Genomic DNA, 12,117 nt, shown 5'->3' on the forward strand with positions numbered 1-12,117 from the left:
TCGCCCGGGAAGACGGTGAGAGGGCAGCGACCCGCGAGCCAGGAGACCTGCCGTCCATCGTGGTCACACGCGGAGCGTGCCGGACGGGGTGTGTCGGCAGGTGTTGGTGATGGCGCGCGGTCTGCGGCGTGCCCTCATCGGCCTCGTTCGCGGTGACGTGCCACTGCCGTTGCCCGAGGCCCCGATGTCCATCCTTCAGCCTCCGCCAGTCCCGCGTTCACTCTCGGTGGGCGCCCTGGCCGCCGCCCTCTGTATCGCCCCGACCTGTGCCGGCGCGCAGGCCGCTCGCGCTGACGAGGTCACCCTGTCGGAGATCTCGGTGAGCGCCGTGGCCGCGCCAACTGCCGCTGCTGCCGGTCCGGCCTCGGCCAGCGCCGGCTACGTCGGTGGGGTGTCGGGTATCGGCGGCGCGCTTCGCCCGGTCGACGCGGCAAGCGGCGGCATCATCTCGGGCGCGCAGATCAACAGCCGGCCCGTCACGCGGCCTGGCGAGGTGCTGGAGGAGGTGCCGGGCCTCATCGTCACGCAGCACTCGGGCGAGGGCAAGGCCAACCAGTTCTTCCTGCGCGGCTTCAACCTCGACCACGGCACCGACATCGCCCTGTTCGTGGACGGCATGCCGGTCAACATGCGCACCCACGCGCACGGCCAGGGCTACGCCGACCTCAACTTCCTGATCCCCGAACTCGTCGGGGCGGTGGAGTTCCACAAGGGGCCGTACTTCGTGCGCGACGGCGACTTCGCCTCCGCCGGCTCGGTGCGGATCGACTACCTCGACACGGTCGCGCAGAACGTCGCGCTGACCTCGCTCGGCTCCTTCGGCTACAGGCGCGCGCTCTCGATCGCCTCCGCGCCGCTCGGCACCGGCAACCTCCTGGTGGCCGGCGAGGCGCAGACCTACGACGGCCCCTGGGAGGTGCCCGACAACTTGCGGAAGCTTAACGGCGTCCTGCGCTACAGCCAGGGCACGGCGCTCGACGGGTTCTCGGTCACCGGCATGGCCTACTGGGCGAGGTGGAACGCCACCAACCAGATCCCCGAGCGCGCGGTCGCCGACGGCATCATCGGCCGCTACGGCACTCTCGACCCGACGGATGGCGGCGATACCGGCCGCTTCTCGCTCTCGGGGCGCTGGAGCCAGACGGACGAGACCGGCATCACGCGCGCGAACGCCTACGTCATCCGCTACCGGATGAACCTCTGGAACGACTTCACCTACTTCCTGAACGACCCCGTCAACGGCGACCAGTTCCGCCAGCTCGACGACCGGGTGCTGGGCGGAGGTGAGGTTGCCCACGTCTTCCAGGGCGATCTCGTCGGGCTGCCGATGGAGAACGAGATCGGCCTCCAGACCCGCACCGATGCCATGCGGGTCGGGCTCTTCAACACGACGAACCGCCTCTTCCGCTCCACGGTGCTCGACGACCGGGTGCTGGAGGCGAGCGCGGCCTTCTACTACGAGAACCGGCTGCGCTGGACCGACTGGCTGCGCACCAGCGTCGGCTTCCGCGCCGACGGCTACTACGCCGACGTCCGCTCCGACACGCCGGCCAATTCGGGGCGCGCCCGCGACGGCATCGTCAACCCGAAGCTCGGGCTCGTGCTCGGGCCCTGGGCCGAGACCGAGCTCTACCTGAACTACGGCGGCGGCTTCCACTCGAACGACGTGCGCGGGGTGACGGCCACGACCGACCCGGCGAGCCCTCTGTTCAACGTCGCCCGCTCGCCCTTCCTGGTGCCCTCGACCGGCTACGAGGTCGGGATCCGCAACCGCTCGATCGCCGGGCTGGAGACCGCGGTCGCGCTGTTCCGGCTCGACTTCGCCTCCGAGAACCTGTTCCAGGGCGATACCGGCACCACCGAGCCCAGCCGGCCGACCCGCCGCCTCGGCATCGAGTGGACGAACCGCTACGCGGTCACCCCCTGGCTGCGGCTCGAGGGCGACCTCACGGTTACCAACGCCCGCTTCGCCGACCGCGACCCGGCCGGCAGCCGCGTGCCGGAGGCGCCCACGACCATCGCGTCGGCCGGCATTACCTTCGGCGAGGGTCTCGGCTGGTTCGGCTCGCTGCGCTTCCGCTACTTCGGGCCGCGCCCGCTGATCGAGGACAACGCGGTGCGCTCGAAGCCCACCGCGTTGCTGAACGGCCGCGTCGGCTACAACTTCGAGAACGGGGTGAGCCTGTCGCTCGACATCCTGAACCTGACGAACGCCCGGGCCGACCAGATCACGTACTTCTACGAGTCGCGCCTGCCCGGCGAGGCCGGGGGCGTGGCCGATCGCCACTTCCACCCGGTCGAGCCCACGGCCGTGCGGTTGACTCTGGCGGGCCGGTTCTGAGAGCTGGGATCGGCTTTCTCAGCCTGCCACGAAGGTCCGCTCAGGGGTAGAAAGCCGACATTGGTTCACAGGCCGGAAGCTGCCATTCTACGTTGCTGAGCCGCAAACTTCGTCCTGTTCCTCCCGCACATCTAACATGGCTGTAGCGGCATCGATAATGCGCGATATGCTGCTTGGTGCCTCAGGCAGTAAAACCGGATGGAACACGCCGAATAATGTGACCAGGTGTCGATCATCCGCCCGTACCGATGCGCTTGAAGTCGAGGGCGGATGCGAAGATGACCGCCTGGGTCCGGCTGCGGACGCCGAGCTTCCTCATAATCTCGGTCGCGTGCGTCTTTACCATCGACATGCCGATGCCGAGGCAGAGCGCGATCTCCTTGTTGCTGAGGCCCTGCTTGATCAGGATCAGCACGTTCATCTGCGCGTGGGACAGGGTAGACATCCGGGCGGAGGCCACAGAGGTCGATCTCGGACCGGCGCTGAGGGCGGCTGCCACGCTGTCCGGGACGAAGATCTCGCCTTCCAGCGCGCGCGCGACCGCTTCGAGATAGGCGGCACGGTTCGACGTCTTCGGTACGAAGCCGGCCGCCCCAAGCGCCAGCGCCTCCCGGATGATAGGGGCCTCCTCCAGCCCGGAGCAGATCAGGACTGGGATCCGCGGGAACCGGGCCCGGATTGCCATGAATCCCTCGAACCCGCGGATTCCATGCATCGATAAGTCGAGGATGACGAGATCCGTACCGGGCGTATGGCCGAGCGCGGCGGTAGCGGCCTCGATCGAGTCCGCATCCTCGATCAGGGCTTCGGGAAAGCCCGCCTGCAGGATCCGTCGGACGGCATCCCGGAACAGGGCGTGGTCGTCGACCAGAAGAAGTTGCACTGCGGGTTCTCAAATGCGCTCGGCTGCGCGGATGAGGTTTCCGGGACTCGCATCAGCCGTCAAGAAAGGCTGGTCAAATATTATTCTTATGGGCTTGATCCGAGATTTTCATTGGCAAATGTCCTAATCGACATAGGAAGTAACCAAAATAATAAGGATTTAATATAAAGGTTGTACCAAGGTCCATGTCGGCGAAAGCGCTATTCGCTCTCATAGTCCTCTGAGAGAGGTCGTACGCAGCTGATTGCCGCCTCTCGGAACAAGCCGATCCACCGCAACAATCGGATCGACAGGGAGAGACGCATGGCCCATTCGAACGCGACGGCATCCCCGCGCCGATACCTCCTGGCAACCGCATCGTCCCTCCTGGCTCTGACGCTGGCCCTCGGGGGCCCGTCCAGCGCCAAGGACGCGAAGGATGCCAAGGAGATGAAGCCGGTCGCCTGGGAGGACATCCTCAACGACCAGCAAACCAACAACGACGTCTTGATGTACGGCATGGGCGTGAAGGCCCAGCGCTTCTCCCCGCTCGACAAGATCAACATCAACAACGTCGGCCTGCTGAAGCCGAAATGGTCGTTCTCGTTCGGCGACGAGAAGCAGCGCGGCCAGGAGGGCCAGGCGCTCGTCCACGACGGCATCATCTACATCACGGCGTCCTACTCACGCATCTTCGCGCTCGATTCCAAGACCGGCAAGAAGATCTGGTCGTACGCCGCCCGTCTGCCCGACGACATCCGCCCCTGCTGCGACGTGGTCAGTCGCGGTGCAGCGATCTACGGCGACAAGATCTTCTTCGGCACCCTCGACGCCTCGATGATCGCGCTGAACGCCAAGACCGGCAAGGTGATCTGGAACAAGAAGTTCGACGATCACACCGCCGGCTACGCCTATACGGGCGCGCCCAACATCGTGAAAGACCAGAAGACCGGCAAGGTCCTGTTGGTCCACGGCAATTCCGGCGACGAGTTCGGCGCGGTGGGCAAGCTCTACGCCCGCGATCCCGAGACCGGCGAGGAGGTCTGGATGCGCCCGATGGTCGAGGGTCATATGGGACGCCTCAACGGCAAGGACTCGACGCCGACGGGCGACGCCAAGGCCCCGTCCTGGCCCGACAAGGACGGCAAGAAGGTCGAGGCCTGGAGCCACGGCGGCGGCGCCCCCTGGCAGACCGGCGTCTTCGACGAGAAGACCAACACCTTCATCATCGGCACCGGCAACCCGGCGCCCTGGAACCACCATTACCGCTCGCCCGGCGACAGCCTCTACACGTCGGGCCAGGTCTATATCGAGCCTTCGACCGGTGAGCCGGTGGGCTTCTTCCAGCACACGCCGAACGACGCCTGGGACTATTCGGGCAACAACGAGATCATCCTGTTCGATTTCGAGAAGGACGGCAAGAAGATCCGCGCCGGGGCGCATGCCGACCGCAACGGCTTCTTCATCCTCACCGATATCGACAAGCTCACCGCCCGCGACGGCAAGATCAACAAGCCGGAAGCGCTGATCGCGGCCTACCCCTTCGTGAAGGACATCACCTGGGCCAAGGGCTACGACCTGAAGACCGGCCGGCCGATCGAGAACGAGGGCCAGCGCCCGCCGGCGCCCGAGGCCGGGCAGAGCAAGGGCAAGTCGATCAAGGTCACGCCGAACTTCCTCGGCGGCAAGAACTGGAACCCGATGTCCTACTCGCAGGAGACGGGGTTGTTCTACATCCCATCGAACGACTGGACCGAGGATTACTGGACCGAGAACGTGACCTACAAGGCGGGCTCCGCCTATCTCGGCCAGGGCTTCCGCATCCAGCGCAAGTTCGACACCCATGTGGGCGCGCTCCGCGCGATCGACCCGAAGACGGGCAAGATCGTCTGGGAGCATCTGGAGAACATGCCGCTCTGGGCCGGCACCATGACGACGAAGGGCGGCCTCGTCTTCACCGGGACCTCGGATGGCTTCGTGAAGGCCTTCGACGCCAAGACCGGCAAGGAGCTCTGGGCCTTCCAGACGGGCTCGGGCGTGGTCTCGGTGCCGATGACCTGGGAGGACGGCGGCAAGCAGTACATCGGCATCGCCTCGGGCTACGGCGGCGCCGTGCCGCTCTGGGGCGGCGACATGGCCGACCAGACCAAGCTCGTCAGCCAGGGCGGCTCGTTCTGGGTCTTCGAGGTGCCGACCGACACCGCCTCGGCGCAGTGACGGGCTGACCGGCCCGAGACGTCCCCTCTCCCCGCACGTCTCGCCGCCCGCGGGGAGACGGGGGAGAGGGGTTGCCGCCTCTCCCGATCCCGACATCCGAGAACCCGTCCGATGCAGGCTTCCCCCGCCCGCGCGCTGGTCCTGTCCGGCCTGATCCTCGCCGGCACGGCCCTATCCGGCGCCGCGGCCCAGACCGTGATCGTCAACCGCGAGGAGCGGCCCGATCCCTGGATCATCAACGGCTGCACCATCGCTCCCAACGCCGCCTGCCCCGGCGCGGACCTGCGCCACGCCGATCTCAGGAACGCCGATCTCGGCGGGGCCGACCTCACCGGTGCCAACCTCGCCCGTGCCGACCTGCGCGGCGCCAACCTGCGCGGCGCCCTGCTCGACCGGGCCAATCTCGGCGGCGCCAAGCTGCAGATCGCCTTCCTGCAGGGCCTGAAGGCCCGGGGTGCCTCCTTCGTGGGCGCCAATCTCGACCATGCCCGCGCCGCGGGTGCCGATTTCAGCGGCGCCGATTTCACGGTCGCTGACCTGGAGATGGTGCAGGCCAAGCGCGCCCAGTTCGTGGGTGCCCGCTTCGTCAACACCGACTTGCAGGAGACCAAGTTCTACGAGGCCAACCTCGCCGACGCGGTGATGGAGGGGGCCAAGATCCGCTTCGCGATCTTCCAGGACGCCTGGATGAAGGGCTGCCGGGGCTGCCCCGAGACCTGGCAGCAGGGCAAGCCGGTCTGGGACGTCTACCCGGAGGCGGGCCCGCCGCCCGCGACCGGGTCGGATCCGTGAGATGGTCGCCGATCCTCGCGACCGGGCTTGCCCTGCCGGTCGGCGCGGCGGCTGCGCCCGCGCCGGAGGCGGCCTTGCGCCCGGCCTTCGCGCAGTGCCGCGCCCTGAGCCAGGAGGGCGAGCGCCTGCGCTGCTACGACCGCCTCGCCGCGATCCTCGCGCCGCCCCGCTTCCAGGGCCGTCTGACGATGCAGACCGAGCCCTTCGCGATCACGGCCCCCACCGTGCTCCGCTACGAGAGCGACGGCCCGATCTTTGTCCTCGCCCTCAAGGATGCGCGGGGCGAAGTCGTCCAGAACCTGCACATCGGCGGCGGCGGCAGCGCGACGCACACCATCGCGGTGCCGGGCACCTACACCCTGCAGGTCAGCGGCTCCGAGTCCTGGCGCATCTGGCTCGACCCCGTCCGCGACCCCACCCCCTGATGCTTACCCAACTCGACCGTTCGAGGTTTCCATGACCAAGGCCCCGACTCAGGCCATGCGCGGGATGGCGCTCGCTCTGGCGCTCGCCCTGTTGCCGGCGCCCGCCGTCGCCCACGGCGACGCCGCGCCCCAACCCATCGACACGAAGGGTCTGCCGGAGCTTGGCGACGACATCCGCACGGCGAATCCCTACGCGGGCAACGCGCTCGCGATCGAGATCGGCGCCAATGGCTACAACCAGAACTGTGCCCGCTGCCACGGGCTCGACGCCAAGTCCGGCGGCATGGCGCCGGACCTGCGCGAGGTCGAGGCGGGCGAGGCCGGCGACGGCTGGTTCATCACCCGCGTCCTGCACGGCGCCAAGAAAGACGACCGTTACCGAATGCCCCCCTTCGAGGGGATCCTGAGCCAGGAGGCGATCTGGGCGATTCGGACTTACGTCGAGAGCCAGCCGAAGAGCTGAGCGGACCCGATGCTGCGGGCAGCGCTCGTCCTACTCACGGTTCTCGCTCCGGCGGGCGCGATCCGCGCGGAGGGGATCAAGGAGTACCAGATCCGGCGTCTCCTCATGCTGAAGACGGAGTGCACCGTCAGCGGTCTGCAGGTCGAGGAGCTGGAGGGTGGTGCGAGCCGCTTTCGCGCCGGCTGCGAGAATGTCAGCCACTATCCGGACGGCGTCGAGATCCAGTGCCCGAACACGGAGGACGACCGCGAGTGCCGCATCCTGACGGCGAGGCGCGAGTTCCCACACCTGCGCGCTCTGCAACGATGATGGCCGCCGCGCTCGTGCTCCTGCTCGCCGCTGCGCAGGTGCCGGCCCGCGCCACGCCGTCCGGTTCGGCGCGGGATGCGCCCGCCATGGCCGCTGCTACGACCGCGGACATCGACCCCGCCACGGGTTTGCGCGTCCGGAACTACCGCGCCCCCGTGACCATGCCCGTGAGGGGGGGCACCCGCATCGACCTCGACGCGGTCGACCGGCTCCGTACGGAGGGCGCTGCGCTGATCGACGTGATGCCCCAGCGCGGCGGCTTCGACCCGGCGGGCGGCGCTTGGCGGATCGTCGACCGGCACGCGACCATCCCGGGGGCGGTCTGGCTGCCCGAGACCGGCCGCGGCACGATCGAGCCGCGGCTCGCCGCCTACCTCGCGGCCTGGCTCGCCAGGCTGAGCGGCGGCGACCGGGGCCACCCGCTGATCTTCTTCTGCATGGCCGATTGCTGGATGTCCTAGAACGCGGTGCGGCGGGCGGCCGATCTCGGCTACCGCCGCGTCTACTGGTTTGCCGAGGGCACGGACGGCTGGAGCGAGGCCGACCGCCCGCTCGTGCCGGCCGAGCCCCCCGCGGTCCCGCCCCTCACCGCCGCGCCCTGAGGCGAACCCATGCCCGCGCCGAATCCCGCCGCATCGCCCGTCCTCCGCTCGGCAGGCCGGCCTATGCCGAACGCCAGCACCACGCGCGATCCCCTCGATTCACCGCTCTGGCCGAGCATGGCAGAGCGCTACCTCGGCGGCCTCCCCGCGATCTTCGACGACCGCGTCGCCGTTGCGCTGCCCCCGGTCACCGAGGACCAGACACAGGTGCCCTTGACGGTCGATGCACGGGCGATCGGGCCGGTCGAGGAACTGCTCGTCATCGCCGACCTCAACCCGTTCCCGCTCACCCTGCGACTCGTTCCCACCGCCGCGCAGGCCTTCGTGGCCTTCCGGATGAAGATCGAGCAGGGCACGCCGATCCGGGCCGCCGCGCGCCGGGACGGGCTCTGGCATGTCGGCGGCCGCTACCTCGACGCGGCCGGAGGCGGCTGCTCCGTCCCGCCCGTGGTCGAGAAGAAGGTCGACTGGAGGAATCTCGGCCGCATGCGCGGCCGGGTCTGGCGCGAGGCGCACGACCTGCGTCTTCGCCTGCGCATGACGCACCCGATGGACAACGGCATGATCGCCAACGTGCCGCTCTTCATCGTGGAGACTCTGACGGTCTCGGACGCGTCGGGCCGTCAGCTCGCCAGCCTCACCCTATCGGAGGCCATCGCCGACGACCCGACTCTGACGCTGCTGGTCGCAGGGCCCGAGACCGAGGCCCTGACCGTCACGGCACGCAACACCGCCGGCAACGACTTCCGCGCCCGGGCCGCGGTTCCACCCGCGGATGCCCAATCGGCCGAGATGCAGGGGAGGCCGTGATGGCGGCAGGAGAGCGATCCCACGGGCTGACCCGCCGACACGGCCTCGCCCTCGGTCTCTCGGCCGCGGCGGCGGTCTGCCGCCCGTTCGCCGCCGCGACCGCCCCGCGCCGCTATGTCCTCGACCCGGTCCGGATCGCGGAGGGCGTCTGGACGGTCTACGGCGCCCAGGAGGCGATCACGGCCGAGAACGGCGGCGCCATCGCCAACGTCACCCTGCTGGACACGCGTGAGGGCTGCGTTCTGATCGATGCGGGCCCGTCGCACCGCTTCGGCACGGCCCTCGACGCCCTGGCCCGGGACCTGACGGGCAAACCGGTTGTCCGGGTCTACCTCACCCATCTCCACGCCGACCATAGCCTTGGCGCCACCGCCTTTCCCGACACGGTGCTCTGGGCCGGCCCCGGCCTGCGGACCGACCTCGCGCGGTTCGGCAACGATCTCGCGAGCGGGATGTACCGCGTTGCCGGGGACTGGATGCGGGGCACGGGCGTGCCCAAGCCCGCCATGGAAGCCCGTGAGGGTGCGGAGGATGTCGGGGGGCGGCGCTTCCGGCTGCTGCGCCTCTCCGGCCATACCCGGGAGGATCTGTGCCTGTTCGAGGAAGCCTCCGGCCTGCTGTTCCCAGGCGACCTCGTCTTCCTCGACCGCGCCGCGACCACGCCCGATGCCGATCTGCCGCGCTGGCGCACCGCCCTGCGGACGATCGCTGACATCCCTTGCGGTCTGCTTGTCCCGGGGCACGGCCCCGCGGAGGCCGGCCGCCGCGGCATCGATCAAACGCTCGCCTGGCTCGATGCTGTCGAGGCCGGAATTGGGGCTGGCTTCGAGCTAGGGCTCGACGTCACCGAGATCATGGCGCGTCCCTTGCCGGACTGGGCAGACGGGATCGCGGTAGCGCGCTACGAGTATGCCCGCTCCGTCATGCACCTCCTGCCGGAAATCGAGGCGGACCGGCTCCCGAACCTCTCGGCCCTGTAGGCGCGCGGGTGAGCGGTCCAATCCTCGCTTAGTGGCGACGCAGGTCAGCGCTTCCAAGCGCGATCAGCGGCAGCATGAAGATGAACGTCTCCGTCAACTCAAGGGCGTCGCCTCCGACATCGGGTTCGTATAGCAGCCGGGTTGCCCTCGCGCCGTAAGCGGACGCTTGATTGATTGGAGATGAATATCGGCTTGTGGCGCACAGCTGAGCAAGCGGCGAGCGAACTCCTAACCCCTTGCGGACATTCAACCCGCTTCCACCGAAGGTCCGGATGGGGTGGGTAGCGGACTCATACCCTTTGCCCTGAAGCGGACGTTCTACTGGCGACCCAACCCAGACGGATGCGCGCCTATCGAAGCTTCTCGAAGGTCGTCATTCTTGGACTGTTGGGCTTGACCGCTCGCTCACTCAACCGGAGCAGATTGCCGCCTCGGCTAAGCATGAGGATCGCATGACCGACACGGTGGCCGTGGCTGGCGACCGCATCCGTTCGATCATCGAGCCCATCGAGCGGATTGAGGAAGAGATCACGGATCCCATGGAGAATAAGAAAGAAGTCTTCGCCAAAGCCGAGGGTGAGGGCCTCGACGTCAAGGTCCTGAAGGAGATGCTCAAGATCCGTAAGCAGGATAAAGACAAGTGCGACGAGTACGCGACCCTACTTTACGTTTACATGCGCGCGATGGATGCCCCATCCGCCCCCGAGATGTCCAAAGCGGCTTAGCGAACCTCGATCAGGACGTATCCGGGGTCGCTGCCCGGGATTGTGAGTGCAAGATGCTGAGGACGCCGCCAATGTAGACGAAGCGGCAGATGGGCCATTTGGCTCCGCCCAGATCCGATCACAAGACGAGGGAGCTTTCGCTCTCACCATCGAGAGCTGAGACGCGCCGCGGCTCGCTAGGGGGTGATGCACCATGAGTGATTGAATGCAAGGACATGCCGAGTGTGTCGGCATGTCCCGAAACGCGAAGTCTCGTCGCGATAGGATCCGGGAAGGCTTCAGTGAGCCGCAGGAAACCGGTTAGTCCTTAGCGAGAGGTGGCTGAACCGGTCGATCCGCTCACCTCCCCCTGAGTGGGCTTGATGGCCCAGAGCTCGGTCGGCAGGCTGATAGGGGCGCCGGGCTTGTAGTCGGCCGAATCCTGAATGTGGGACGTCGTCACATAGATCGTGCCGTCGGGTCCTTCGCTGAACGTGTCTGGCCAGCGGAGCCTGTCGTCCTGCACCAACGTCGTCAGCCCGCTGTTCGCCTTGGATAGATCGCGCACCTTCACTGCGTTGTCCTGCGGAGAGGTCACGTACATTCGCCCGTCCTTGCGCGAGATCAGCAGCCCGTCGGCTGGGCCGTTCTCCCCAACCGTGGCGATCTTTCCGCTTAGGGTCCTGTCGCTCAGCATCTCCGGCACGAAGGACGCTGTTGCCCAACCGGTCAGCGCGTCGGTTGGGAGGCTGTAGAGCGTCTTGCCCTTGATTGCCTGCCAATAGAGCGTCTTGCCATCTGGCGAGAGCGCGATGCCATCAGCCGAGAATTCGACGCCGCGGCCGTCAGGGCGGCGCAAGGGCTTGCCGTCGTACTGCACGGTCACGCTTTTGTCCGGCATGGTAGAGGAGTGGCCGGACAGGACGCGCTTGGCCGAGCCGCTATCGAGATCGACGATGATCAGCGCACCTTCGGCACCTGAATCCGTTAGGTAGGCGGTCTTTCCATCCGGCGAGATCCGCACGTCGTTGATGTAGGAGGCTTGCAGGACGGTGCCGGTGTCGAACGGGATCGTCTTCACGACTTGATTGGTGTTCAGATTGATCCCGACAAGCTTGGCTCCGTCCTTGACCACATGTGCCATGGCCGGCGCGGCGGCATCGACCACCCAGAGGCGATCCTGGGCGTCGGCGACGACGCTCTGGACGCAGACGAAGTGGGTTTTGGGATCGATCTCGTCTTTCCTGGCATTGCGCCAGCTGTTCCAGTCGTCGTTCGGATAGGCGATCGGCTTGCCGCCTTTCAACTCTGCTACCGAGACCGGTGCGTCCTCGCTCCACCGGGGGAAGTTGACGAAGATGCGCCCGTCGCGGCTTACCGTGATGCCCGTGACTTGATGCTCGAAGCTCGCCACCTGGGTGAGGTTGCCCGCACCGGGAGCCATGTTCTGGGCTGCGGCGGGAAGCGCTAGCGTCGCGGCGCTAGCCATTGAGGCTGTGGCCAGCCCGATACGGGCGCTCGCTGGAAACTTCATGGTTGGCACTCTCAGAGGGATATGCCGGCCAACTCCCCAAGGCCTCGGAGGCTCCCGCGTGGACAAATGCTCGGGGCG

13 protein-coding genes and 1 riboswitch are annotated in these 12,117 nt (G+C 67.5%); of the genes, 11 read left to right on the top strand and 2 right to left on the bottom strand.

Features of this window, described 5'->3' with window-relative positions; genetic code table 11:
• Positions 1-70: riboswitch (cobalamin riboswitch) on the top strand. This riboswitch is flagged as partial in the annotation.
• Positions 71-184: 114 nt separating this feature from the next.
• The gene (locus AX737_RS04030) at positions 185-2,341 is read left to right on the top strand and encodes a TonB-dependent receptor (RefSeq protein ID WP_082772877.1); all 2,157 of its coding nucleotides are present in this window, start codon (positions 185-187) and stop codon (positions 2,339-2,341) included.
• 232 nt (positions 2,342-2,573) lie between these two features.
• Here AX737_RS04030 and AX737_RS04035 read toward each other — a convergent pair whose 3' ends face one another.
• On the bottom strand, positions 2,574-3,224 hold the full coding sequence (locus tag AX737_RS04035; protein WP_066919214.1) for a response regulator transcription factor: 651 nt from the start codon (positions 3,222-3,224) through the stop codon (positions 2,574-2,576).
• A 303-nt stretch (positions 3,225-3,527) separates the two neighbouring features.
• Here AX737_RS04035 and AX737_RS04040 point away from each other — a divergent pair, with 303 nt between their 5' ends.
• The 10 genes from AX737_RS04040 to AX737_RS04080 all read left to right on the top strand — a co-directional run bounded on the left by AX737_RS04040 (position 3,528) and on the right by AX737_RS04080 (position 10,526).
• Entirely contained in the window at positions 3,528-5,420 is a 1,893-nt protein-coding gene (locus AX737_RS04040) for a methanol/ethanol family PQQ-dependent dehydrogenase (RefSeq protein WP_066919217.1), read from the top strand.
• Positions 5,421-5,531: 111 nt separating this feature from the next.
• Complete coding sequence (locus AX737_RS04045; RefSeq protein WP_066919219.1) at positions 5,532-6,212, top strand: pentapeptide repeat-containing protein; 681 nt, start codon at positions 5,532-5,534, stop codon at positions 6,210-6,212.
• Positions 6,209-6,637: a hypothetical protein gene (locus AX737_RS04050; protein WP_066919221.1), complete on the top strand. Its 429-nt coding sequence runs from the start codon at positions 6,209-6,211 to the stop codon at positions 6,635-6,637. Before AX737_RS04045 ends, AX737_RS04050 begins: the two co-directional genes overlap by 4 nt.
• A 31-nt stretch (positions 6,638-6,668) precedes the next feature.
• Positions 6,669-7,100 carry a cytochrome c-550 PedF gene (pedF, locus tag AX737_RS04055; protein ID WP_066919223.1) on the top strand — a complete coding sequence of 144 codons (432 nt, stop codon included), beginning with the start codon at positions 6,669-6,671 and terminating at the stop codon, positions 7,098-7,100.
• Positions 7,101-7,109: 9 nt separating this feature from the next.
• Positions 7,110-7,409 (top strand): hypothetical protein, encoded by a 300-nt coding sequence (locus AX737_RS04060; RefSeq protein WP_066919225.1) that lies wholly within the window; start codon positions 7,110-7,112, stop codon positions 7,407-7,409.
• On the top strand, positions 7,406-7,870 hold the full coding sequence (locus AX737_RS04065) for a hypothetical protein (protein ID WP_156453519.1): 465 nt from the start codon (positions 7,406-7,408) through the stop codon (positions 7,868-7,870). The genes AX737_RS04060 and AX737_RS04065 overlap by 4 nt, the downstream gene beginning before the upstream one ends.
• A 6-nt stretch (positions 7,871-7,876) precedes the next feature.
• The gene (locus tag AX737_RS36795) at positions 7,877-8,011 is read left to right on the top strand and encodes a hypothetical protein (protein ID WP_280949056.1); all 135 of its coding nucleotides are present in this window, start codon (positions 7,877-7,879) and stop codon (positions 8,009-8,011) included.
• A 117-nt stretch (positions 8,012-8,128) separates the two neighbouring features.
• Complete coding sequence (locus tag AX737_RS04070) at positions 8,129-8,821, top strand: quinoprotein dehydrogenase-associated SoxYZ-like carrier (protein WP_197430453.1); 693 nt, start codon at positions 8,129-8,131, stop codon at positions 8,819-8,821.
• Complete coding sequence (locus tag AX737_RS04075; protein ID WP_066919229.1) at positions 8,821-9,801, top strand: quinoprotein relay system zinc metallohydrolase 1; 981 nt, start codon at positions 8,821-8,823, stop codon at positions 9,799-9,801. Before AX737_RS04070 ends, AX737_RS04075 begins: the two co-directional genes overlap by 1 nt.
• Positions 9,802-10,253: 452 nt before the next feature.
• Positions 10,254-10,526: a GapR family DNA-binding domain-containing protein gene (locus tag AX737_RS04080; RefSeq protein ID WP_066919231.1), complete on the top strand. Its 273-nt coding sequence runs from the start codon at positions 10,254-10,256 to the stop codon at positions 10,524-10,526.
• 307 nt (positions 10,527-10,833) lie between these two features.
• On the opposite strand, the gene AX737_RS04085 is transcribed toward AX737_RS04080, so the two are convergent.
• Complete coding sequence (locus tag AX737_RS04085) at positions 10,834-12,039, bottom strand: L-dopachrome tautomerase-related protein (RefSeq protein WP_066919233.1); 1,206 nt, start codon at positions 12,037-12,039, stop codon at positions 10,834-10,836.
• Positions 12,040-12,117: the final 78 nt, after the last annotated feature.

The sequence above is a fragment of the Methylobacterium sp. CCH5-D2 genome, from assembly GCF_001556475.1.
Taxonomy (GTDB): domain Bacteria; phylum Pseudomonadota; class Alphaproteobacteria; order Rhizobiales; family Beijerinckiaceae; genus Methylobacterium; species Methylobacterium hispanicum.

Coding starts and splice junctions, on each gene's coding strand:
- AX737_RS04030 (WP_082772877.1), top strand. CDS start 185: ATGTCCATCCTTCAGCCTCCGCCAGTCCCGCGTTCACTCTCGGTGGGC.
- AX737_RS04040 (WP_066919217.1), top strand. CDS start 3,528: ATGGCCCATTCGAACGCGACGGCATCCCCGCGCCGATACCTCCTGGCA.
- AX737_RS04045 (WP_066919219.1), top strand. CDS start 5,532: ATGCAGGCTTCCCCCGCCCGCGCGCTGGTCCTGTCCGGCCTGATCCTC.
- pedF (WP_066919223.1), top strand. CDS start 6,669: ATGACCAAGGCCCCGACTCAGGCCATGCGCGGGATGGCGCTCGCTCTG.
- AX737_RS04060 (WP_066919225.1), top strand. CDS start 7,110: ATGCTGCGGGCAGCGCTCGTCCTACTCACGGTTCTCGCTCCGGCGGGC.
- AX737_RS04065 (WP_156453519.1), top strand. CDS start 7,406: ATGATGGCCGCCGCGCTCGTGCTCCTGCTCGCCGCTGCGCAGGTGCCG.
- AX737_RS04070 (WP_197430453.1), top strand. CDS start 8,129: ATGGCAGAGCGCTACCTCGGCGGCCTCCCCGCGATCTTCGACGACCGC.
- AX737_RS04075 (WP_066919229.1), top strand. CDS start 8,821: ATGGCGGCAGGAGAGCGATCCCACGGGCTGACCCGCCGACACGGCCTC.
- AX737_RS04080 (WP_066919231.1), top strand. CDS start 10,254: ATGACCGACACGGTGGCCGTGGCTGGCGACCGCATCCGTTCGATCATC.
- AX737_RS04085 (WP_066919233.1), bottom strand. CDS start 12,039: ATGAAGTTTCCAGCGAGCGCCCGTATCGGGCTGGCCACAGCCTCAATG.